This is a genomic window from Alteromonas sp. S015, from assembly GCF_036864485.1.
Taxonomy (GTDB): domain Bacteria; phylum Pseudomonadota; class Gammaproteobacteria; order Enterobacterales; family Alteromonadaceae; genus Alteromonas.
Window position 1 is genome coordinate 62,520 of sequence record NZ_JAZETO010000003.1, and the last position, 23,332, is coordinate 85,851.

The window sequence follows — 23,332 nt, forward strand, 5'->3', positions numbered from 1 at the left end:
AGTAGGAATCGCCCGGCATTTATGTGCGTGTGGGCGTCCTATTGTTTGTTTGAGTACTAACCTTCGTGCTTTATTGTGGATTCCCGAACAACCAAGGAAGGCTCGAAATAGTGTTGAACATCATTAGCCTGACCATAAACTTTATTTAAAATGTACTTCGCTGACATTTCGGCCATTTGCGCAATCGGGTTAATGACTGTGGTAAGACGAGGAAAGACATGGTGTGCAAATACTACGTCATCGAAGCCGACAATGGATAAGTCGTGGGGAAGGCTCATGCCTAAATCTCTTGCGCAACTTATAGCACCCGATGCCATCCAGTCGTTGGCACACACCAACGCTGTAAAAGGGACATCGCGAGCCATGAGCTCTAGTAAACCTATTTTTCCATCTTCTTCAGAATAGTCGCCGTTAAATACTAGCTCAGGGTTCAAGGGTAACCCTGCTTCAGCCAAGGCGCGTTTATGTCCCTCTAAGCGAAAGTTAGCGTCGCATTTGTCATTAGGGCCAGAGATATATGCAATGTCTTTATGACCTAGCTCAAGTAAATGGCGGGTGGCTAGATACCCACCTTTCTCGTTATCCAGGCTAATACATGCATCAGGGAGTGCTTCTACCTGTCTATTAATCAACGCTACGGGAAGTTTTGATTGATTAAGTTCCAACAAATAATCGTCCGATAGTGCTTCGGCATGCATAATAAGTGCATCACAGTTCCGACTAATAAGAAATTCCACGGCATCTTTTTCTGTTTCAAGGCAGTTTCTTCCTACCGAAATAATGACGTGTTTATCGGCTGAGCGCAGGGTCGACTCTACTGCCTGCATCAGGTCGCCAAAGAATGGGGCGTTTAGTTCAGGTACAAGTACCCCGATACTGTCAGTGCGGTTATTTGCCAGAGAGCGTGCAACAGAGTTTGGGCGGTAATTCAATTCTTTAACCGCTTTCTCTACGCGCTCTTTCAACACTTTATTTACCGAAGCCTTACCATTTAAAACCCGGGATACCGTGGATAAAGAAACACCTGCACGTTCGGCAACTTGATAAATGGTGGGCACGTGATAAGACCTCGTTTTTCTAAAACAATCACTCTAACTATGGGTATTATGCCGATATCGGCGATTGTTCGCTACGTCGAGTAAGCAAAGCTTGCGTAACTTCTCTTTGTTTATCGTCATTTAGCGGATATAGGCAGATTAACGCCGCCCCCGCAAAGCCGAATAGTGAAGGTATCCAACTCATCAACGACTTCATCCCGGGAAGGGTTTGATTAATTGTATTAATATCAAGCCCATTGTAGCCATAGCTTCCTAAAACCAGTAATACAAGCGCTCCTGCGAAGCCTCCCCCGGTTTTTTGAACAAAAGAGCCTGCAGAGTAAACAAGACCTGTGGCTCTTCGGCCCGTTTGATACTCGCTGTAGTCTGCTGAGTCTCCGAGCATAGAAAAAAACAAGGTAGGCAATATAGCTGCAAAGAACTCTGCACTGCACCCTAAGATGAATATACCGTTTACGTTGCCCTGAGGCACAAAGTAAATACACGAGGTCAGTACGCTACTTGCCAAAAGAGCGATGATAAAAAGCGTCTTGCGGCCAAACATCGCGGCTAATTTCGACGTCGCCAATGCACCAAAAATCGATACTATCAATAGACCAGTGAAAAAATAACCAGTGAGTAGCTCATTGCCCATGTAGTATTTAAAATAATAGGCAATAACACCGTATTTGATGCCGTTAAACATCATGGTTAAAAATCCTATTCCCAATAAAATGAGCCAAGGTTTGTTGGAAAGCAGGTCGATTATATCCTGCTGAGAACGTGTGTTTTTAAACTCCGGACGGCGAATGAGTCGTTTAATAGCGAAAGCGGTAAGTGCCATAGCAGCAATAAAAAACGCGCCTGTAATTATATCTCGATAATAGAAAAAGGCAGTGATCGCTGACAAAGGAAGTAAAATTAACGGTAGTTGCTTCGCTAAGTCGATAAGTTCAGATGCTAATGCGCGAGGAGTGCACGATATTTGGCCAGCAGTTTCAATTTGAGATAATTCAGATTGGGAAGCAGAGGGTTGAGTAACCTGTTGTAATGTAACACGCTCTTTTGTAGTAAAGACCGTAACGCACATTAATATGACAAGTAATGTGGCGAACAACCACATGGTATATTGATACCCTACAGCGTTGTTCCCTTGGCCGAACAAGTCTACCAGCATGGGCAAGCATCCCATGACAAGAAGTCCACCAAAGAACGCCCCAGCGAAGCGAAAACCAGATAAACTTGTGCGCTCTCTATCGTCACTGGTCATCACCCCCATTAACGCTGAATACGGCACATTGTTGACCGTGTACGCTAACGTTAGCCCGATATAAGTTAAATAGGCATAAACAAGTTTGCCAGTATACGAGAGGTCTGGTGTTGTAAAACAAAGGATCATGAAGAGGCCAAGAAATGGCGTAGAGCCTAATATCCAGGGGCGAAATTTTCCCATTTTGGTTTGAGTTCTGTCAGCAATCATTCCCATAATGATGTCGGTTATACCGTCAGAAAGACGAACGACAAGAAATAGCATCGCAGCTGCAGCGGCCGTAATACCAAACGTATCGGTATAAAACACCGCCAAATATGCTAGTGCGCCCCGCCATACCAAATTGGCCGCAGCGTCGCCCATGCCATAACCCACTTTTTCCTTTAATGTCAGCTTATGGTTCATTGCTATGTCCACTGTTGTTATTTTCGACTTGCTATAAAAGTTTTATAAGCTTTGGCGCTAAGTTTAAGCGTTCGTTTCTGTGTTTCAAAATCCACAAAAACGAGTCCAAATCGCTTTTCATATCCTTCTGCCCACTCAAAATTATCTAAGAGGCTCCAAGCGAAGTAACCACTCACTTCAACACCTTCAAGCACCGCGTTGTGTACCATGTTTAAATGGGCATTGTAGTAATCAACCCGTTCTACATCATTAACATTGCCATCTTGGAGTTCGTCAGCCATTGCAGCACCATTTTCAGTAATAAAGATGGGTGGTAGCGTGTATCGTTCGTTTAATGAAGTAAGCAAATCATAAAGCGCTTTTGGATAGATTTCCCAACCAATATCGGTCAATGGACCTTGATGAGGATGCTCGAAATACAGTGCGTCTTTCTCTTTGGGCGCACTGTAATGTAATCGCGTGTAGAAATTTACACCTAAAAAATCGAGGGGCTGACAGATAGTCTCCATATCGCCATCTTCAATAGGTGGCCTATCCGCTTCGTCTATATCAAATAATACTTCGGGATAGCTCCCCTCCATTACCGGCTGCATATACCATTGATTGATATACTCGTCTGCTTTACGGGTGGCAAACACATCTTCCGCTTTTTGTGTGACGGAATAACATGGCGTAAAATTCAATACTATGCCTGCTTCACTGTTGGGAACATTTTTTCTTAGTACCTGCATGCCTAAGCCGTGTGCTAACAAAATATGGTGAGCAGCAGTTCTTCCATATTTCCTGCCTGTTCTGCCGGGGGCATGTACACCTATTTCATAGCCTAAATAAGCACTGCAAAAAGGTTCATTGAACGTCGCATAGGAAAAAACGGATTCGCCGAGCGCTTTCGTTATCTTGTCGACATAATCTTTAAATGCAAAAGCGGTTTGTCTATAGAGCCACCCGCCCTTATCTTCTAAGTGCTGCGGGAGATCCCAGTGATAAAGAGTTACGAATGGCTTAATCCCTTTTTCGTTTAAGGCATCAATTAGTGTCTTATAGAAGGTTATACCCTTATGGTTGAGCTCACCCTCTTTAGTGATAACGCGCGGCCAAGAAATAGAAAAGCGGTAAGCGTCTACATCTAAGTCTAATAGTATATCGAAGTCTTCTTTCCACCGAGCGATGTGATCGCAGGCGATATTGCCGTTTGAGTTGTCAGCGATGGCTGAAGGCCGTTCGCAAAATCTATCCCAGATACATTCTAGTCGGCTATCCACATCCCCTTCTATCTGAAAACTTGACGTAGCAGTTCCATAAAGAAAGGATTTTTTTAGCAAGGGACTGTCTGCGGGAAGTGAAATGCTGTTCATAAGTAGATAACCTTTTTCCTTGCTGAACAAAATTTAAACATATGCCAGCGGTACAATGAGTCTGAAATAATACAGCGTTTTTATAGCACAAATAAGAAACAATGAGAAAGCGCTTTCTAAAAAATGTGTCATTTTTACGTTAACAGGATATTAGGTTTATGGTCCTTCCTAAAATTAATATTAGATTTTTTGTTCTATTTTTAAGTCTGTATTGTATTGATATATATAATTATATTGGTTTTTTTAGAAGAGTGTTGTTGTCATCTAAAGTTTTTAATGTGAAATAATTGTAAAAAATATATTGATCTGTAACTTTTGTTGAATTAACCTTCGGAAAGCGCTTTCTTAGTGCGGGGTTGTTATTCTTTTTATGAGAAAGCCCTTTCTGCTAAAGCGCAGGTTTAACACAAAATACATAACAGAGAAGAGAGAGCGACCGTGACACACAAAACACCGCACAAAAGTAAAATCGCAACAAGCTTGTCGTTAATACTGGGAACCGCATTAAGCAGTGGCGTTTTGTCACCGGTCGCGGCGCAAGAAGAAAATGAAATTGAAGTAATTCAGGTATCTGGCATACGAAGTAGTGTTCAAGAGTCTATGGGAATAAAGCGTGACTCTGCTGGTGTTGTGGATGCTATTTCGGCAGAAGATATTGGTAAATTTCCTGATACTAACTTAGCTGAGTCATTACAGCGTATAACCGGTATTTCTATTAGTCGTAATAACGGCGAGGGTAGCCAAGTTACTGCGCGTGGCTTTGGACCTGACTTCAATATGGTTACCCTAAATGGCAGAACCATGCCGGGTTCAGCGCTACCAGGGGGAGGCGGTACACCAAATTCGCGCGCCTTTGACTTCTCTGATCTCGCTTCTGAAAGTGTAAGAGCTGTTGAAGTGTATAAAACTGGCAGGGCGAGTATTGCAACCGGTGGTATAGGTGCAACTGTTAATATCCGAACCGCACGACCATTTGATGCAGCTAACAATGGAATTACCGCAAGCGTGGGTGCGAAAGCTCTGCACGACACAACTAATCGTGTAGGTGATGACGTTACCCCTGAAGTGTCTGGTTTTATAAATTACCTTAATGACGACAACACATTTGGTGTGACATTTACAGGTTCGTTCCAACAGCGCGACAGTGCTGCGCAAGGAGCATTTGTAAACCAGTGGAGAGTTAACCCCTTTAATGGAACCATCCCTCAATCTCCTGATCCCGCCAATCCAGACAGTGGAGCCCCTGTTGTTTTAAATAACAAGCCAGAAATGGGACAACTGTTCGCAATACCTTCGGACCTTCGTTATTACATGGCTGACCGAGAGCGTGAAAGAACCAACGCTCAGCTAACGTTACAGTTTGCACCAACTGAAAAAATGACGGCTACGCTGGATTACACCTATTCAAAACAGGACTTATACGAGGCACGAGCCGAGCAATCTATTTGGATGGATGATAGATACTTTACCGAACTAACCTTCGATGATGAAACGGTAAAAACGCCAATATTAATAACTCAAGAACGCCGAGACTTACTTCCTCGTGATTTAGGTCTAGCGCTTCAAGAGCTAAATCAAGTTAACGAAAATAAGTCAGTCGGCCTAAATCTTGAGTATTTCGTTAATGACGAGCTAACCCTAGTCTTTGACCTTCATAATTCGTCAGCCGAAGGACGACCTGATGCCCCTTACGGAACATGGACAAACCTAGGTTTAGGTGCAAACGTGGTGAAAGGGCAAGGCGTTGATTTTAGAGGTGATTTTCCGATTATGTTTGTCGACTTCGACGATGCAGCGCGCGACAACTTAAATGGAAGTGGCGCATTAGATCAAGATGATGTGGGTACATCAATCTTAGACATGAACTTCTCGTCGCAGGACACCGAGATTACACAAGCTCGTCTTGATGGTACTTACGTCATGGATACTGGAAGCATAAACTTCGGTATAGAGTCACGATCAATGGAGAGCACATCGCTTCAGTCGTTAACGCGTCACACTATGGGTAACTGGGGAATAGAAAACCCAGGTGAGCTTCCTGCTGGCTCTTTAACTCCGCTCGATTTAGTAAACGAATTTGATGACTTCAATACCGATGGAATGTTTTCTCAGGGCTTCACGGGGAGCGTAGCAGAAATCGGTGCATTTGCAGCTCAAGAGTATGGCTTTGACTTGGTCGCTAATAATCCGTTTGCAACAAACAGAACCATTGAAGAAGATATTACCGCTGTTTATTTTGAACTAGATTTGTCGGGCGAGTTAAATGGGATGGAATATAACCTTTTAACCGGTGTCCGCTATGAAAATACAGATGTTACGTCAATTGCAAACATTAGCTTGCCAAGCGGTATTGCATGGGAGGGTAATAATGATTTTAACGTACGTTTCGGTAGTGCAATGGAAGACGTTGAAGTGGAAGCTAGCTATGACCATGTGCTTCCTGCGTTAGACTTCGATATTGAAGTGGTTGAAAATGTCATTGCCCGTTTCTCTTACAGTAAAACCATCGCACGACCCACTTACAACAATTTAAGTGCCGCCGCTTCAGTGTCACCACAAAGTGGACCTACCTTACTTACCGACAGTATTACAGCAACGGCGAGCTCCGGTAATCCATCTTTGATTCCGCTTGAGTCTGATAACTTAGATTTATCTATTGAGTACTATTTTGATGAGACAAGCTATGTGTCTGTGGGCTTTTATGACAAGCGAGTGAAGAATTTCATTGGTAATGAGCAGGTTGAAGAGAACGTGTTTGGATTAAGAGATGTGACAAATGGTCCTCGCGCGCAAGCAGCGCGAGCAGAGCTAGAAGCGCGTGGAATTCCGGTAAACGATACATCTTTGTTTAATATGGTTGCTGCTATGGAAAATGGTATTGAATATGACTCATTAACCGATGAACAATTTGAGCAACAATTCGATATTTTACCTAACAGCGATGATCCATTGATAACCTTTATAAATTCGAAACCGGTTAATAACAAAGCTGCCAATATTTACGGCTTTGAACTGGCTGCACAACATTTCTTCGGCGATAGTGGTTTTGGTGTGTTAGCAAACTATACGTCTGTTAAAGGTGATATAGGCTTTGATAACGAAGCTGCCCCGTCCATTACTCAATTCGCGCTAGTAGGTCTAAGTGATACTGCAAACCTTGTATTTATGTACGAGAAAGATGCACTACAAGCACGCATCGCTTATAACTGGCGTGATAAGTTTTTGGACACGACTTCCCAATACATCAACGAACCGGGTTATACCGAAGCGTATTCACAGATAGATTTAAGTATCTCATACGATGTCACTGAAGATTTAACAGTGGCCTTTGAAGGTATCAACATCACCGAAGAGAATATTCGCCGACATGGACGCACCAGCGCAATGCTTTGGAACTTAGATGAGTTTGGCGCTAGATACGCGCTAAGTGCTAGATATACATTTTAAACATTGGGGTGTGTTTGCCCGCTACAGCGCTTAGGGTTGCGCTATAGCGGGCTTTTTTGTCATAGTGCTGTTTGAATAGTAAACAGAACATTGATTGAATATGTTTGCAGACGTGTATCGGGAATATCGTGGTTCTTAACGTATGAGTGATAACAAAAGTCATGGCTGTATACGTCGGGTCGTCATTGTTGGTGGTGGTACCGCAGGGTGGCTTACTGCTGGAGTGCTTGCCGCAAAACTGAGCTTGAATCATACCGTTACCTTGATAGAGTCGCCCAACATTCCTTCTATTGGTGTAGGCGAAGGCTCCTGGCCCTCACTGCGTGATACCCTTCTTGATATTGGCATTAGTGAAACAGAATTCATAACACTATGTCAGGGGGCTTTCAAACAAGGCTCTAGCTTCGTGAACTGGCGCAAAAACGGGCACTGTTATCATCATCCATTTACCATACCAACAGGCTACAATGAGCTAGATACTTATACATGTTGGAAAGCTATAACACCGAACACGCCATACGAAGATGCGTTTTCGTTACAAGCAGCAATGTGCGCTGAAGGCATGGCGCCTAAACAAATAGCTACACCAGACTACGCCCATGTGCTCAATTACGGTTATCACTTTGACGCCACAAAGCTCGCCGATTTGTTAAAACAACATTGCGTAGACAAGCTAAACGTTGATCACGTAATAGGTCATATTGCGTCAGTTAATGCATCTTCAAGCGGCGATATTGAGAAGGTGGTAACAGAGAGCGGGCAAGAAATAGCTGGTGATCTGTTTATTGATTGTTCAGGAAGCAGTGGGTTGCTTATTGATAAACATTTCAGTGTTCCGTGGATACCGGTTAAGCATACTATGCTTAATGATCGCGCCGTAGCGCTTCAAGTGCCCTATTCAAATGACGACACTGAAATTAAAAGTACCACAGTGGCAACTGCACAAACCTGCGGGTGGACGTGGGATATTGCGTTGCAGCACCGCCGCGGTGTTGGTCTTGTTTATTCGTCTCAATTTGCCAATAAAGCGCACGCAAATCAGGTGCTTATTGACTATGTCAGTAAACGTTACCCTCGTATCCAAGATGAACAGCTTTCGTTTCGTATGCTATCTTTCGAGCCTGGCTACAGAGCACAGTTTTGGGTTAAAAACTGTTTAAGCTTAGGTATGTCTTCGGGCTTTGTTGAACCGCTAGAAGCGTCAGCCATCGCTATGGTTGAGCTTGGCTTGCGTATGCTCTGTGAAGCCTTTCCGCAAAATAAAACACATATGGAAATAGTCAGTAAGCGCTACAACTCGCGCTTTGAGTATCGCTGGCAGCGAGTTATCGACTTTCTAAAATTACATTATGTTTTAAGCGATAGAGAAGAGGCGTATTGGTTAGCGCAAAGAGACAGACCGTCTATACCCGACTCCCTAGCTGAGTTGCTTGAACTGTGGAAGTACCAAAGCCCTTCGCGCTTAGATCTTATCGAGAACGAAGAGGTATTCCCCTCTGCTAGCTATCAGTATGTGCTGTATGGAATGGGTTTTTCTTCTTCTGCCTCGCCATTACGGTTAAGTGAAAATCATAAGCGTAAAGCCCTGCACATTTACGAAACGTTACAGCAGAAAAAAAGCGCTTATTTGCAGGGATTGCCGTCTAATAGAGTTTTGCTTAATGATATTGCAAAGCGCTACGCCAAAGAAAAACAACATGTTCTCTCGCATGCTCAAGGCCTAAAAGATGAACACGCTTTAGCCTTGAGTGATACTGACATAAATAACTATAACGCTTTAGATAAAAAGGACACCTCTTATGACCGTATCGGGTTTAGATAGCAATAGTAGTCAAACGCCCGTTAAGAACGTTGTCATTGCTGGTGGCGGTACTGCGGGATGGATGGCGGCCACAGCGCTGTCACGACTTTTGGGTCAGTCGATTAACGTTACGCTAGTCGAGTCGAAAGATATTGGTATTGTAGGTGTGGGCGAGGCCACTATTCCACCGATAAGAACATTTCACAAGCTACTGGGCATCGACGAAAAAGCATTTATGTGCGCTACACAAGCCACGTTCAAACTGGGTATTGAGTTTGAAAATTGGCGTGAACAAGGACACAGCTATATTCATTCTTTTGGTATTACCGGAAGAGAATGCTGGGCTGGTGAGTTTCATCATTTTTGGCTACGGGCTAAAGAGTACGGTTTTGGTGGTGAATTTGGTGATTATTGCCCTGAACTTATTGCCGCTAAGCAGAACAAGTTCGCCACATCAGAAGCTATGCCGCTTAACTTTGCTTATCACTTTGATGCCGTTGCCTACGGTCGATTTTTGAAGTCTTTAGCGTGCGATGCCGGGGTAACACATAAGGAAGGAGACATAGAAGAGGTCTTAGTATGCCCGCAATCAGGCAATATTCAGTCACTTCGATTGGCAAGCGATGAAGTCATAGATGGCGACTTTTTCATAGACTGCACGGGCTTTAAAGGGCTGCTTATTGAACAAGCGCTTCACACCGGCTACGACGATTGGCAACACTATCTATTTTGCGATAGTGCGGTAGCCATGCAAACTGAGCTTACTGCCCCACCCGTGCCATACACCAAAAGCGTGGCCCATAAAGCGGGTTGGCGCTGGCAGATACCACTTCAAGAGCGAATGGGCAATGGATTGGTATTTTGTAGCCGCTTTATGAGCGATGAAGACGCCATCAATACACTTAAATCGCAGGTGACAGGCATACCAATTAACAAACCTAGAGTCATTCACTTTACGCCCGGAAAACGCAGGCGAGGCTGGAATAAAAACTGCGTAGCGCTAGGGCTATCCAGCGGCTTTATCGAGCCATTAGAATCAACCAGCATCCATCTAATCATGACTGGCCTCGTACGCTTGATGCGCCTGTTCCCTTTTGAAGGCATCACCCAAAGCGCAATCGACGAATACAATAATAAGTTTGATAGCGAAATGTTGGCCATACTCGATTTCATTGTTATGCATTACAAGGTGACACAGCGTGAGGACAGCCCTTTTTGGCAGCAATGCCAACGCATGGAGATTCCGCCGTCACTTAAGCATAAATTAGCTTTATTTGCCGAATCTGGACGTGTGTTTTTAGATGACGGAGATATTTTCCGTGTCGATTCCTGGGCACAAGTATTGATGGGCCAAGGCATGACTCCAAGGCAGTATCATCGCGTTGCCGATGAAATGAGTGAACAGTCACTTAAGCAGTTTATGGCAGGTTTAAAGCAACAGGTGGATAACCACGTAGCTAAACTCCCCTCGCACGAGGCATTTTTAGCACAGTATTTAGGGTGAAGTTGAGTGAACAGTACTTACTGGAAACGAACCCAGTCTTTGCGGCTGATAGCACGTTCAAAGTAACGCTAGTTGTTCGAAAAATAGGAACTATGAAGCGCCCCGTATAAGCAACAAACCCTGCTAGAAAGCTGGGTTTGGTGTTATTTATGGAGTGAAGTTGAACCTGAACCTACTTTTAATTATTCAATATTCTGGATCTGTTTATCGTTTTAAATTTAAAAATTTCATCTATATCAGTGGCTTAAGCATGTTTTTGGTGCGTCTTAAAACCCTCTTACTCACCAGTGTACTCACCATAAAGAAATCGAAAAAAATTTATGAAAAAAATTAAAAAAATGCTCAATTTCTAACTGGGAAAGTTGGGATATGGGAAACATAACTAACTATCTACGTCAGTACAAACACAAAATGGTGAGTGCAAAGAGACATTCACAGACAACAAGCAATCATCACGAGTGACCCAGAATTGCAACTTACTGCCTGCTTTTACCAGGTAACATTTATCGGTAGCCCGAACGTGTTTAAGAGTGGTACGTTTAATAGGTTTTGCCGACCTTGCTATATCAGCAAATTCTACTTTTTTAGCCCTGTTTATAAAGTCCATAGATTTCATAGAAGCCCCTTTCGCTATGAGGTTGGTAAGTTTTAGGCGCTTGCCGCCTAAAGGCGCGCCATACCTCATGGCCAACATGGACTACGTAGAGAAAAGCCAGTCAAGCTAGAAATCGCCCGAAGGGTTGCGAAGCAAGGGGGCCCCGCTTGCGGGGTTCCGATTTATGGCTTTACAGGATTTGAACGAAGTGGTTTAGGGCTTAATGTGTAATTTTGTCATTTTAACTTAAAAAATTGCTTCTTAAATGTTGAGTGTTATTCTGGTGGAAGTAAACATATTTGTTTGGAGCAAACAGTGATCAAGTGTCACCTCGCAAGACTAATGGGCGAGCACAAAATGCGAATAGCAGACGTTGCCAGAGAGACAGGGTTGAGTAGAAATACCATTACTCTGCTTTACCGTGAAACAGCACAAAAAGTAGATCTTGAAGCAATAGATAAACTCTGCATTTTGTTCAATTGTGAGATAAGCGAACTATTTGAGCAAACAACACATGATGATCAAACAGGACACTAGCAGTAAATGACCCTGATAAAACTAAAGGACCTCGAAGCACATTTATGGCATGCGGCACATATCATTACCGGGCCCATCGATGCTTCTGATTACAAAACATATATTTTCCCTATTTTATTTTTCAAACGTATATGTGATGTGTACGACGAAGAATTTCAGGAAGCGATGGAACAAGTAGGTGATGAAGAGCTTGCTAAAGGTGAAATGTTTCACCGAGTTCAGATCCCTGAAAACTGTCATTGGCGCCATGTTTTCAATCGAACCAAAGATGTAGGGCAATCACTCAAAGAAGCCTTCAGAGGTATAGAGTTAGCAAACCCTAAACTGCACGGTATATTTGGTGATGCAAGCTGGACCAATAAAGAACGGCTATCCGATGAACTTCTGGTGAACTTGTTAAATCACTTCAACAAGGTAAACCTTGGTGTTGCTTCAGTGCGTGATGACGATATGGGGCGCGCATACGAGTACCTAATCAAACGTTTCGCTGATAAAGCCAATAAAAAAGCCGGTGAATTCTATACGCCTCGAACCATTGTTCGCTTAATGGTTAACATTCTAGACCCGCAAGCGGGTGAAAGCGTTTACGATCCTGCGTGCGGTACAGGTGGTATGTTGCTAGAAACCATCCACCATGTTCAAGAAAACGGCGGTGATCCACGCTTACTTAAAATCAAAGGCCAAGAAAAGAACCTAACCACCGAAGCCATTGCTCGTATGAACCTCTTTCTTCATGGCCAGGAAGATTTCGACATAATACGCGGAGATACACTTCGAGAACCCAAGTTCATACAAAATGACCGCCTTGAAACGTTTGATTGCGTTATTGCAAACCCGCCGTTCAGCTTAAAAGAATGGGGTTATGATCTTTGGGCTAACGATCCTTATGGCCGAAAGCAGTATGGTTTAGCACCTAAAACAAACGGTGACTTTGCTTGGGTTCAACATATGTTCGCCTCACTGAACGAGCAAGGGCGTATGGCAGTGGTATTGCCCCATGGCGTTTTATTTAGGGGCGGTGCGGAAGGCAAGATCCGTACACAGCTTTTAAAAGAAAACCGCATCGAAGCAATCATAGGTGTAGCGTCAAACCTATTTTATGGCACAGGTATTCCTGCCTGCATTTTAGTGCTGCGCAAATCGCGTCCGGCCAGTCATCAAGATCACGTACTCATCATCAATGCGGAAGAAATTTTCACCAAGGGGCGTGCGCAGAATACCCTTTCAAATGACCAAGCGGACGAGATCTATAAGATCTATCAACATCAGGAGTCCGAAGGCCCCGCTGCAAATGAAATTGAAGGTGTTGCGCGTTGGGTTGCGTTAACTGAGATTGAAGAAAACGACTTCAACCTCAATATTGCTCGATATGTTCAAAAGCCCCTCGAGGAAGAGACCATAACCGTTGAAGAGGCATTAGCTGATTTTCGTAGCAATCTGACTGCGCTGGAAAAAGCAGAAGACGAATTTGAAGCCCTACTGATAAAAGAAGGGTTTGAACTGTGAGTACAATGAACAAGAAAAAGTTAGAGGATTTACTCTGGGGCGCCGCCGAGTTTTTGCGTGGCCAAATCGACGCCTCAGACTACAAGCAGTACATATTTCCGCTGCTGTTCTATAAGCGCCTGTCGGATGTGTATTTGGAAGAATACACCGAAGCCTTGGAGTTCCATGAAGGCGATGCCGAATACGCTGCAATGCCCATGTTCCACCGTTTTGATATTCCCAAGGAAGCCCGCTGGGAAAAAGTGCGCCACACTAGCAAAAACATTGGTGAAGCCATTCAAAACGCACTGCGCTTAATTGAGGCCAACAACCCGCGCTTACATGGGGTGTTTGGTGATGCTCAGTGGACCAACAAAGAGCGCCTGCCGGATCATCTGCTATCTGATCTGATTGAGCACTTCAGTAAAATTCCGCTAGGGATTAAGTCGGTTGCTCAGGATGATCTGGGTGAGGCTTACGAATACCTGATTAAAAAGTTTGCTGATGACTCCGGCCACACTGCTGCTGAGTTTTATACCAACCGTACCGTCGTGCATCTAATGACGCGCATCATGGGCTTAAAACCCGGTGAAACGGCTTACGACCCCACCTGTGGAACCGGCGGTATGTTGCTTAACGCAGTAATGGACTTGCGTTCGCAGGGAGAGCCTTCAGCGGATCAACAGCAATGGCGAACTGTGCATCTCTATGGCCAAGAATTGAACCTGCTTACTTCTGCGATAGCGCGGATGAATATGTTCCTGCATGACATTGAAGAGTTCGATGTGCTGCGCGGCGATACCTTGGCTGAACCCAAGTTTATTGAAAACGACCAGCTCAAGCAGTTCGATGTAATATTCGCCAACCCGCCTTACTCCATCAAAAAGTGGAACCGCGATAAGTTCGCCGCCGACCCTTATGGCCGCAACCTATACGGCGTACCACCGCAAGGTTGTGCCGATTATGCGTTTTACACTCATATCATCAAAAGTCTGAAACCCGACACGGGCCGCGCCGCTATGCTCTGGCCACACGGCGTTTTGTTTCGCGATTCCGAGCAAAGCATCCGCAAACAAGTGATTGAGTCGGACATTATCGAAGCGGTGATTGGCCTTGGGCCAAACCTGTTTTACAACTCGCCGATGGAATCCTGCGTGGTGGTGCTCAACTGCAATAAGCCTGTTGAGCGCAAAAACAAGGTACTATTTATCAATGGCGTGGAACACGTTACCCGCGAACGCGCCCATAGTCGCCTGTCTGATGAGAATTTAACCGTGCTTTGCCAGGCGTACTTTGCTCCTGAAAAGCAGAGCGACATTACCGCCTTGGTGGACATCGACACCCTTAAAGAGAACCTCTACAACCTGTCGATTCCGCTTTATGTGCAAGCACCAAACAACGGCGAAGTGCACGATATTGAGCATGCTATCGAGGCATGGAAGGTTAGCCGGGTGCAATTGAAAAAGCAGACCAATAAGTTATTTAAAAGCTTAAAAGAGCTTGGGTTTAAAGTTAGCGGTGAGGAAGTGCAGCAATGAGTGATAAACAAACCGTTAAATTTGGTGATATTTGCCACGAAGTAAAGCTCACCTCCAAAGACCCCATTGCTGATGGTTATGAGCGCTACATTGGCTTGGAACACTTGGATTCTGGCTCACTCAAGATTAAACGCTGGGGAATAATTTCCGAAGACAACCCAAGCTTTACCCGAGTGTTTAAAAAAGGGCACATTCTCTTTGGTAAGCGCCGCCCTTACCTAAGAAAGGCTGCAATTGCTGAGTTCGACGGAATCTGCTCCGGTGATATCCTCGTCTTGGATGTCAAAAACAATTCCATTCCGAAAGACGTCTTTTATTACTTAGCTAGTTCTGAGGTTGTTTGGAACGAGGCAATAAGGTCTTCTTCGGGTTCTCTTTCACCAAGAACCAAGTTCAAATCATTGAAGCAAATTGAATTTAATCTTCCAGAGAATGGCAAATTAGTTTCTTGTAGAGATTTTATTCAGCAAGTAAAACATGTGATATCTAAATCCAGACTTTTATCTTCTTCCGGAAAGGATGCGGCCAATTCAAGTATTCGGTGCTTATTGAGATATGGGTATATAGAAGATACGAACTTAGCAAATTTCGATAAATTAGGTGCAATTCCATCTCATTGGGAATTGAAGCCGCTAGACAGCTTATCAAAAAAACATGAGCCAGCAATTAGGACTGGGCCATTCGGTTCAGCTTTAAAAGCTGATCATTGGTGTCAGGAAGGTAGACCAGTGATTACAATTGGCTGTTTAGGGGAATATGGGTACGATCACTCTGAAGAATTGTATATAGAAGAAGATTATGCACTTCAACTCCAACAATACTCAGTAAAAAAAGGAGATATTGTATTTTCTAGAGTCGCGGACATAGGGCGGTCAATATTAATTGGTGATGACATGTGTTCAGCCATAATATCTTCAAATTTAATGAAGATTTCACTGGACGAATCAAAAGCCGACCCAAGATTTTACTTTTACTCAATTAAATATTCACCGATAGTTTTGCACCAAATAAAGCGCTTTACTAATTCCGGTGGTAGGTTGCTGGTAACATCTAGGGATTTAAGAAAGATAAAATTTCCTACGCCATCACTGAACGAACAAGTTTCAATAGCTGACGCTATAGAAAAATTATTGGAAGTCACTGAAAGAATAGGTAGCTCTGTTGAACGGCAAGAATTAGTGATTTCAGGTTATGTAAATAGTATTTTTTCTTAATAGGGCTTTTATGTTTAATGAACAAACCGTCACAGAAAATGGAATTATCGACCGCTTAAAGGGTTTGAGCGGGGTAAAGTGGACTTACTGCCACGGTGAGAGCCTGCCCAAACAAGCGCAGGATATCTTCGTTGATGAATGGCTCAAAGACGCTTTGTGTTCGTTGAACCCCGATATCGCCAAACAGCCGGACTACGCCGATGAAGTAATTTACAAGCTTCGCGGCGTGGTGCTAGAAGCCCGCCATACCGGCTTAGTAAAAGCCAATGAGAACTTTCATGAATGGTTAATGGCCGAGAAAACTTTGCCTTTTGGTGAGAATGGCGACCACATCACCATCAATCTGATCGATTTCGATAACCTCGATAACAACCACTTTGTTGTGTCGCAACAGGTGCACTATATCGCGGCGACCGAAGTCTATTTTGATATTGTGCTCTATGTAAACGGTATACCCTTGGTAGTGGGCGAAGTGAAAACTGCTACCCGCCCGAGTGTGACCTGGCAAGACGGTGCTGCCGATTTTATGGGCGGGAAAAAGCACTATTGGAAAAACGTTGAACCCTTCTTTGTGCCTAACCTGCTGTGTTTTGCCAGTGAAGGCAAAACCTTTGCCTATGGCGCCATCAATGCACGGGTAAAAGATTGGGGCCCTTGGCACAATACCGACCTGCGCGAAGACATTTTGCCCGGCTTGGCATCGGTGTTAGATAGCTGCGAGGGCTTGTTAAACCCACAAACCTTATTGCAGTTACTGGAATCTTTCGCGCTGTTTTCAACCGTTAAAACCGGTAAAAACACGCCACCCAAGCGCATTAAAATTCTACCGCGTTACCCGCAGTTTGAAGCGGCCAAGCAAATAGTAGAGCGTGTGCGCAAAGGCTACCCGAAAAAAGGCCTCATCTGGCATTTCCAAGGCTCGGGTAAATCGTTGTTGATGCTCTACGCCGCCAAGATGCTGCGCAGTGATAATGCCCTGAAAAACCCCACCGTATTGATTGTGGTAGATCGCCGCGACTTGGATAGCCAAATCAACGAAACCTTTGGTGGCGCGGACGTTAAAAACCTCATCAAGGTACAAAGCTGCAAAAAGCTCGGCCAACATATCGAGCAAGACAGCCGTGGCATATTAATTACCACCATCTTTAAGTTTAAAGATGTCGAGATTATTGAGGGCAACCCCAACGGCCTTAACAACCGCGACAACATTATCGTGTTGGTGGACGAAGCCCACCGCACCCAAGAGGGCGGCTTGGGCGAGAAAATGCGCTGGGCCCTGCCACAAGCGCACTTTTATGGTTTAACCGGTACACCGATTTCCGGTATCGACCGCAACACCTTCAAGTTATTTGGCGCCGAAGAAGACCCCGGCCGCTACATGAATCGCTACAGCTACAAGCAGTCGATCCGCGATGGCGCCACGAACCCGGTGAAGTTTGAGCCACGCTTGGCCGAGCTGCGAGTAGATCGCGATGCCATCAACCAAGAGTTTGAGCAACTCGCCAAAGACAATAATCTCGACGACGAAGAAAAGGCAGCGCTTTCAAAACGCGCGGGCAAGTTGGCGGTGATGCTAAAAGCGCCCAAACGCATGGCCGCAGTCAGTGCTGATATTGCCGAACATTTTACCAGCCATGTTAAGCCGAAAAAAATGAAAGGCATGGTGGTGGTTTATGACCGTGATGCATGTGTACAGATGTATTACTTGCTGGGCGATAAGCTAGGCTTTGATGCTGTTGAAGTGGTGATGAACGTTGACCAAGCTCCTATCATTGACGACAAAGGTAAGAAAAACAAAGACTGGGCTAAGTGGGAAAGCGATAAGGACATTCCAGTTAAGGAAGAGGACTTCAAACGTTGGCAAACAATCGATGCAGAAGAACAAACTCAGAAAGATCTTATCGAAGGCTACAAGGACTCACAGAACCCGTTACAGCTTATTATTGTTACCGCGAAATTGCTTACAGGTTTTGATGCGCCGATTTGTTATTGCATGTATTTAGATAAGCCGTTAAGAGACCATACGCTCCTTCAAGCCATGTGTCGCACCAACCGCTTATATGAGACTGACGATACACGCAAAAATATGGGCTTGATCATTGATTACCTCGGCGTGTTTGAAAATCTGCGTACCGCGCTTGCTTATAATCCAGATGAGATCGAAGGTGTTGTTGAAGGCATTGAAGCTTTCAAGGCGTTGTTACCGACACAACTGGATAAGTGCTTGTCTTTCTTCCCCGGTGTAGATAGAACCCTTGAAGGGTTTGAAGGTGTGATGGCGGCACAAGAGTGCTTGCCGACCAATGAAAAGCGAGACGAGTTTGCCGCAAGCTTTGGTGTACTTACAAAGCTATGGTCAGCCATTAATCCAGACCCATTTTTAAATCCATATCGACAAGACTACAAATGGCTTGCGCAAATCTATGAGTCGGTCCGCCCTGTCGGTCAAACTGGCGCGTTAGTTTGGGCTGCTCTGGGTCCTGAAACCATCAAGATGATTCACGAGAATACAGACATAAACCGTATTAGGGATGATATTGATGAGCTCATTATGGATGAACATGCGATTTTCACTCTAACGGAAAAAGAGCAAGAGCAAAGAGCTAAGCGTCTTGAAATCGATCTTATGGGCCGACTGCGTGGCAGCGGCGAGCCGAAGTTTGTGGAGCTAGGCGAGCGTTTAGAAAAGCTGCGACAAGATTACGAAGCTGGGGTAATCAAGGCTATTGACTGGTTGAAAGCGCTGTTAGACGCCGCAAAGGACACTGTGCAAGCTGAACGCGAAACTGGTGAGAAAGTAGTTACCGAAGAGGATAATGTTCAGGCCCTTACCAAACTGTTCATGGAAACTCGTCCAAATAGCACTCCTCAAGTTATCCAGGATGTGGTGGAGCAAATCGACAAGATTGTTAAAGCTAAGCGCTTTGACGGTTGGCAAAACTCCAACAGTGGCCCACGAGAAATACAAAAAGCATTGTTGGTAACTCTGGCCCAGTTTGGTCTTGGTAAAGATCGAGAGTTATTTGACAAGGCTTATGGATATATAGAAGAGCATTATTGATGAAATTAGTTGGTGAAGCTCTTAGCAAGCTGGCTTTAGAAAAGCATCCGATAGCTGATAGAAATCTGTATGGAAGAAGTGCGTTCAATCGCTTTTATTATGCTGCGTTTCTGATAACAAGGGAAATGCTGGCGTTCTTAGACCCGAAATGGAAATCTACGCCTCATAAAGAAATTCCCAACCGCCTTAGAGATACCATCAGACAGCGACTTAAGAAGTCGGTAGAGCATTTTCACAGGCAGGGCATCATTACATTGGCGGAAAAAAGTCGCTTGATTAACCGATTAAACGAAGCTACTGAAGAGTTAGCAGAAATGCTGGAAAGAGCTTATGACGCGAGGGTTATAGCTGATTATAAGCCTGAAAAGTTAATATGTATCGATAGTAACAAGGTTATAAGTCTTCAGGCTCATAAGTTAGACAGTGCGAGATCATGGCCAGATAGAGCAGCTGCATATTGTAAAACGATTATAAGTGTATGGAAGGAGGCAGGACTTGCTTAGTATTGATGATATTAGCGAATATCCAGAAAAGCTTTCAAAGTATTTTGTCGTAGACATACAAGTCAGAGCTAATGACGACTCCATTGTCCTATATATCCCCAAAGACAAACTAAGCGATGACTCAAAAGTAGGTCACGTGACGCGTCGTCAAATCAAGCAGTTATGTAACCGATTATCAAATAAATACAATGTTGACGTCCAAACAGTCTATTTAAAATCAAGAAAGAGTGAAGAGCTTGAAGCTGGAATAGTTCAACTGATCAACTCCCGGTTTGAAAATTCTGTAGAGCAGCTTTACTTGTCTTATGGGACTGAAAATCTAATTAGTATTTGGCTACAGCCAACTAAGCGTGGAGAGCTTAAAAAACAAGAGATAACAGAGGTGGTTGATCAAATGCTCGTCTTGTCAGGTTTGCGGCTTAATGCGATTCATTGGATTAACAGTGAACCCATGCTCCCTTCAAATATCTTGTTACTTAAGACTATTAAAGAGCGTCAGCCGATTAAAGCAGATGATTTAGCCGAAACATTTAATCACGAATACCCTGATACAACGGCAAGTTGGGTTAGTAAAAGCCTAGACAAATTAATCAAAAAGGGGGTTGTTGTTCGAGAGCACCCTGATGGCACATATGTGCTCACTATGATGGGCCTAAATGTAGTCCCATCGATTAAATCTAGAAATGGAACAGATATTATAAGAGTACTTGAATTAGGACGAAAAAAATGGTGATATTTGTAGACGGAGCGGCGGAGAATTGTCGCGAGGGTGTGCATCATGCCCGTTTGCGAAGGCTAGACACAGAAACACCGATGGACAAACGTCCATCCGTGCTTCGCCCGGCTGGACGTTTGTCCATCGTTGTAAATTTTTTGAAAAGTATAGTGTCATGAATGCCGCGCCGCTCCTAGTTTCTTTTAACTCCTTAAGCAAATTTCTAGATGCTCTGCCAGAAAAGCATGGTGATAATTATCGCGAGCAAATAGAAAGCTTAGTTGATATGTCACTTCCCCCCGTAACCTCAGAAACGTGTTTGGCTGTGCTATTTGGTTACTCTCTTGATTTCGTTTACGCCTTATCTAAAAAGCAGCATAAGTTTTATAGAAGCTTTAAAATTCAACAAGGTAAGAAAGTTCGAGTGATCCACTCGCCTAGAGTTGCGCTAAAAGTGGTGCAAAAGTGGTTAGGAACACACCTAAGTAATGCAGTTTCATTTGAATCTCATGTGTGCGGGTTCGTGAAAGGTAAATCGTTCGCGGATGCTGCTAAAATTCATCAAGGTGCTAAATGGGTCTACTCTGTGGATATTGAAGACTTTTTTCCTTCTATTTCAATCCTTCAAGCATCTAACGCTTTGGAAAGCTTGGGATACTCAAAAGATGCCGCAAAACTACTAGCGGATATTAGCTCACTTAACTTTAAATTAGCGCAGGGATCGCCTGCTAGCCCCGTTCTATCGAATATTGTTATGAAGGACATTGATATGCGATTGAAAGAACTAGCAAACCAATATGATTTGCAAGTTTCTCGCTACGCAGATGATATCGTTTTCTCAGGAAAGGGCGTATTTCAGGAGGAGCTTCCAGCTGAACTAGAAGCTATCTTCGAAGCAACAACATTTTCACTAAACAAGAATAAAACCTACTTTGCAGATTCTGAAAAGGGTCAGCGACTGAAAATACATGGTTTGTTAGTTAAAGAAGATAAAATCACTCTAACTAAAGGTTATAGAAATAAGATCCGAGCATTTCGGCACATGATCGAGCAAGGCAAAGTTTCTGAAGACGACCTACCAAGGTTAGAGGGACATCTGAGATTCGCTGAGTTTATCGAGAGTAAGAATGAACGCTCATAATGAGACAGTTTTTATTTGAAAAAGCAGCACACACCAATTCTTAAGAAAAACAGCCCAATATAATGGGCTGCGCGTGTAGGAACTACACGACTATCCTCGAAGACTACAAACGATAAACCCTAACGTCTGATGGATTACACGCCTCCAGGGTCGCACCCTGATGCACCATAGCCCTGTCTCATGCACCCAGGTGTGGGCCGTTACTATCGATAACGAATCGCGGTGTGTGCTGCCAATTACAAAGATAAACCGTTTCCCAAAATAATGTTCGGAAAAACCCAGGTTAGATTGCCGGGGTTTTATTTGAAGGCGGATTGGCGACGAGTCGTCCCTACTCGAAAGAAGTAGGGACGACTCGCAGAGTCGCCCGTCGAGGCCACTGCTCATGATGCCTCGACACCCAATCCGCCTTGAAAAATTACAGGGCCAGAAGAGGGATGGAGATTTGAGCGTGCCAAAAAGGTGTTGCAATCTCTGATCACTGTGATAATTTTATTTATGAACTAGCTCGAAATGAGCATCAAGAAAAAGGGCGTATCTACTGCCCGCAACACGTTCCTGAGGAGCTGCATTCGCAGCATTATGGGTCACATGACCACCCCACTATAAACAACACAAATATAAACCACAGTAGTTCGCGCTGTATTTCAACAGAAATCACACGGCTCAGCTTTGTTGCTTTAGACCAGTTAGCCTTTATGTCTTATGACAATATGCTCGGTTACGTACCGTTCATATAGCTTTAAAACTTACCTATTTTGGCATTTCGCCCCCTGGTCTTCGGTTTGGTGTTTTTCTCAATACTTTCAAAAATTAGTTTTTAAATTTATGAGGAACATGAAATGAGCCAATTAGGATATCGTCTTCACCAAATGGTAAACGACACACACCGCGAAAGTAGCTTTAGCACTAGAGCTACCCGAAGCAAAGTTTTAAACCTTGCTGCAAAGCAGCTACTCAAACATGGTTATAGATTAAAAGACCCGACCGGCCTTAAAACCAAGCATATCAATCATCTTGTTACACGTTGGCAAGATGAAGGTTTAGCAGCAAAAACAATAAAAAACAGAATGGCCGCATTGCGTTGGATTGCCGAAAAAATAGGTAAACCTAATATCTGTTCACGTAGCAATGATGATTACGGTATTCCAAGAGTTCGCAACAACCCCATTGGCAAGTCAAAAACGTTAGACATGGATAAGAATGCCAAGATCAAGAGTGACTTAATCAAACTTTCACTGCGTTTGCAGCAAGAATTTGGGCTTAGAAAAGAGGAGTGTATGAAATTCAGCTTATCCTACGCTTTGATAAACGCTAACACTCTACAAATTAAAGGCTCATGGGCCAAAGGTGGCAAATACCGCAAAATTCCGATTTTAAAAGAATCTCAACAACAGCTTATTCGTGATATTGCCGCTGTTACTAAAGGCGCACTTATCGAACCTGACAAAAACTATAAGTCACAAATGGAACAGTACGACCGCGAAACAATTCGAGTTGGATTAAATAAAAATCACGGACTGCGTCATCATTACGCAAGGGAGCGATATCTAGAGCTTACAGGTTGGAAATGCCCTGCCGATGGTGGCCCGCATAGAAGAGAGCTCTCGCCAACCGATTATGAGCACGATACCAAAGTCCGTGAACAAATTAGCCAAGAATTAGGCCACGAACGATTGAAGATTACCTATGCGTACTTGGGCAGTTAAAATTAGGCATGCCTA

The 23,332-nt window shown here is 44.0% G+C and carries 15 protein-coding genes; 12 read left to right on the top strand and 3 right to left on the bottom strand.

What is annotated here, in order from left to right; translation table 11 throughout:
• Positions 1-56 precede the first annotated feature (56 nt).
• Genes V7R42_RS06725 through V7R42_RS06735 form a run of 3 tightly spaced genes read right to left on the bottom strand, consistent with a single transcriptional unit; the run spans position 57 to position 4,067 of the window.
• Complete coding sequence (locus tag V7R42_RS06725; protein ID WP_334019441.1) at positions 57-1,058, bottom strand: LacI family DNA-binding transcriptional regulator; 1,002 nt, start codon at positions 1,056-1,058, stop codon at positions 57-59.
• Positions 1,059-1,104: 46 nt separating this feature from the next.
• The gene (locus V7R42_RS06730) at positions 1,105-2,712 is read right to left on the bottom strand and encodes an MFS transporter (RefSeq protein WP_334019442.1); all 1,608 of its coding nucleotides are present in this window, start codon (positions 2,710-2,712) and stop codon (positions 1,105-1,107) included.
• 17 nt (positions 2,713-2,729) lie between these two features.
• Positions 2,730-4,067 (bottom strand): GH1 family beta-glucosidase, encoded by a 1,338-nt coding sequence (locus tag V7R42_RS06735; RefSeq protein WP_334019443.1) that lies wholly within the window; start codon positions 4,065-4,067, stop codon positions 2,730-2,732.
• Between the two features lie 438 nt (positions 4,068-4,505).
• On the opposite strand from V7R42_RS06735, the gene V7R42_RS06740 reads away from it, so the two are divergent.
• The 12 genes from V7R42_RS06740 (at position 4,506) to V7R42_RS06795 (ending at position 23,317) form a co-directional block, all read left to right on the top strand.
• On the top strand, positions 4,506-7,514 hold the full coding sequence (locus V7R42_RS06740; RefSeq protein ID WP_438823638.1) for a TonB-dependent receptor: 3,009 nt from the start codon (positions 4,506-4,508) through the stop codon (positions 7,512-7,514).
• Positions 7,515-7,656: 142 nt separating this feature from the next.
• Entirely contained in the window at positions 7,657-9,336 is a 1,680-nt protein-coding gene (locus V7R42_RS06745) for a tryptophan halogenase family protein (RefSeq protein ID WP_334019444.1), read from the top strand.
• Positions 9,314-10,819, top strand: coding sequence for a tryptophan halogenase family protein (locus V7R42_RS06750; protein ID WP_334019445.1), 1,506 nt, complete (start codon positions 9,314-9,316; stop codon positions 10,817-10,819). The genes V7R42_RS06745 and V7R42_RS06750 overlap by 23 nt, the downstream gene beginning before the upstream one ends.
• Positions 10,820-11,729: 910 nt before the next feature.
• Positions 11,730-11,951, top strand: coding sequence for a helix-turn-helix domain-containing protein (locus V7R42_RS06755; protein WP_105167432.1), 222 nt, complete (start codon positions 11,730-11,732; stop codon positions 11,949-11,951).
• 6 nt (positions 11,952-11,957) lie between these two features.
• Entirely contained in the window at positions 11,958-13,457 is a 1,500-nt protein-coding gene (locus V7R42_RS06760) for a type I restriction-modification system subunit M (RefSeq protein WP_334019446.1), read from the top strand.
• A 5-nt stretch (positions 13,458-13,462) separates the two neighbouring features.
• Positions 13,463-14,974, top strand: a complete 1,512-nt coding sequence (locus V7R42_RS06765) for a type I restriction-modification system subunit M (protein ID WP_334019447.1) — start codon at positions 13,463-13,465, stop codon at positions 14,972-14,974.
• Positions 14,971-16,188 carry a restriction endonuclease subunit S gene (locus V7R42_RS06770; protein WP_334019448.1) on the top strand — a complete coding sequence of 406 codons (1,218 nt, stop codon included), beginning with the start codon at positions 14,971-14,973 and terminating at the stop codon, positions 16,186-16,188. The genes V7R42_RS06765 and V7R42_RS06770 overlap by 4 nt, the downstream gene beginning before the upstream one ends.
• Before the next feature lie 10 nt (positions 16,189-16,198).
• Positions 16,199-19,249 (top strand): type I restriction endonuclease subunit R, encoded by a 3,051-nt coding sequence (locus tag V7R42_RS06775; RefSeq protein WP_334019449.1) that lies wholly within the window; start codon positions 16,199-16,201, stop codon positions 19,247-19,249.
• Positions 19,249-19,752, top strand: coding sequence for a hypothetical protein (locus V7R42_RS06780; RefSeq protein ID WP_334019450.1), 504 nt, complete (start codon positions 19,249-19,251; stop codon positions 19,750-19,752). Before V7R42_RS06775 ends, V7R42_RS06780 begins: the two co-directional genes overlap by 1 nt.
• Positions 19,745-20,485 (top strand): hypothetical protein, encoded by a 741-nt coding sequence (locus V7R42_RS06785; RefSeq protein ID WP_334019451.1) that lies wholly within the window; start codon positions 19,745-19,747, stop codon positions 20,483-20,485. The genes V7R42_RS06780 and V7R42_RS06785 overlap by 8 nt, the downstream gene beginning before the upstream one ends.
• A 157-nt stretch (positions 20,486-20,642) precedes the next feature.
• Entirely contained in the window at positions 20,643-21,608 is a 966-nt protein-coding gene (locus tag V7R42_RS06790; RefSeq protein WP_334019452.1) for a reverse transcriptase family protein, read from the top strand.
• Positions 21,609-22,450: 842 nt separating this feature from the next.
• A complete protein-coding gene (locus V7R42_RS06795; RefSeq protein ID WP_334019453.1) occupies positions 22,451-23,317 on the top strand; it encodes a phage integrase N-terminal domain-containing protein in 867 nt (288 codons plus the stop codon).
• Positions 23,318-23,332 lie beyond the last annotated feature (15 nt).

Excerpts from the sequence above, each read along its gene's own strand:
- V7R42_RS06745 (WP_334019444.1), top strand. The coding sequence starts at position 7,657 with ATGAGTGATAACAAAAGTCATGGCTGTATACGTCGGGTCGTCATTGTT.
- V7R42_RS06765 (WP_334019447.1), top strand. The coding sequence starts at position 13,463 with ATGAACAAGAAAAAGTTAGAGGATTTACTCTGGGGCGCCGCCGAGTTT.
- V7R42_RS06760 (WP_334019446.1), top strand. The coding sequence starts at position 11,958 with ATGACCCTGATAAAACTAAAGGACCTCGAAGCACATTTATGGCATGCG.
- V7R42_RS06735 (WP_334019443.1), bottom strand. The coding sequence starts at position 4,067 with ATGAACAGCATTTCACTTCCCGCAGACAGTCCCTTGCTAAAAAAATCC.
- V7R42_RS06775 (WP_334019449.1), top strand. The coding sequence starts at position 16,199 with ATGTTTAATGAACAAACCGTCACAGAAAATGGAATTATCGACCGCTTA.
- V7R42_RS06780 (WP_334019450.1), top strand. The coding sequence starts at position 19,249 with ATGAAATTAGTTGGTGAAGCTCTTAGCAAGCTGGCTTTAGAAAAGCAT.
- V7R42_RS06790 (WP_334019452.1), top strand. The coding sequence starts at position 20,643 with ATGAATGCCGCGCCGCTCCTAGTTTCTTTTAACTCCTTAAGCAAATTT.
- V7R42_RS06795 (WP_334019453.1), top strand. The coding sequence starts at position 22,451 with ATGAGCCAATTAGGATATCGTCTTCACCAAATGGTAAACGACACACAC.
- V7R42_RS06770 (WP_334019448.1), top strand. The coding sequence starts at position 14,971 with ATGAGTGATAAACAAACCGTTAAATTTGGTGATATTTGCCACGAAGTA.
- V7R42_RS06730 (WP_334019442.1), bottom strand. The coding sequence starts at position 2,712 with ATGAACCATAAGCTGACATTAAAGGAAAAAGTGGGTTATGGCATGGGC.
- V7R42_RS06750 (WP_334019445.1), top strand. The coding sequence starts at position 9,314 with ATGACCGTATCGGGTTTAGATAGCAATAGTAGTCAAACGCCCGTTAAG.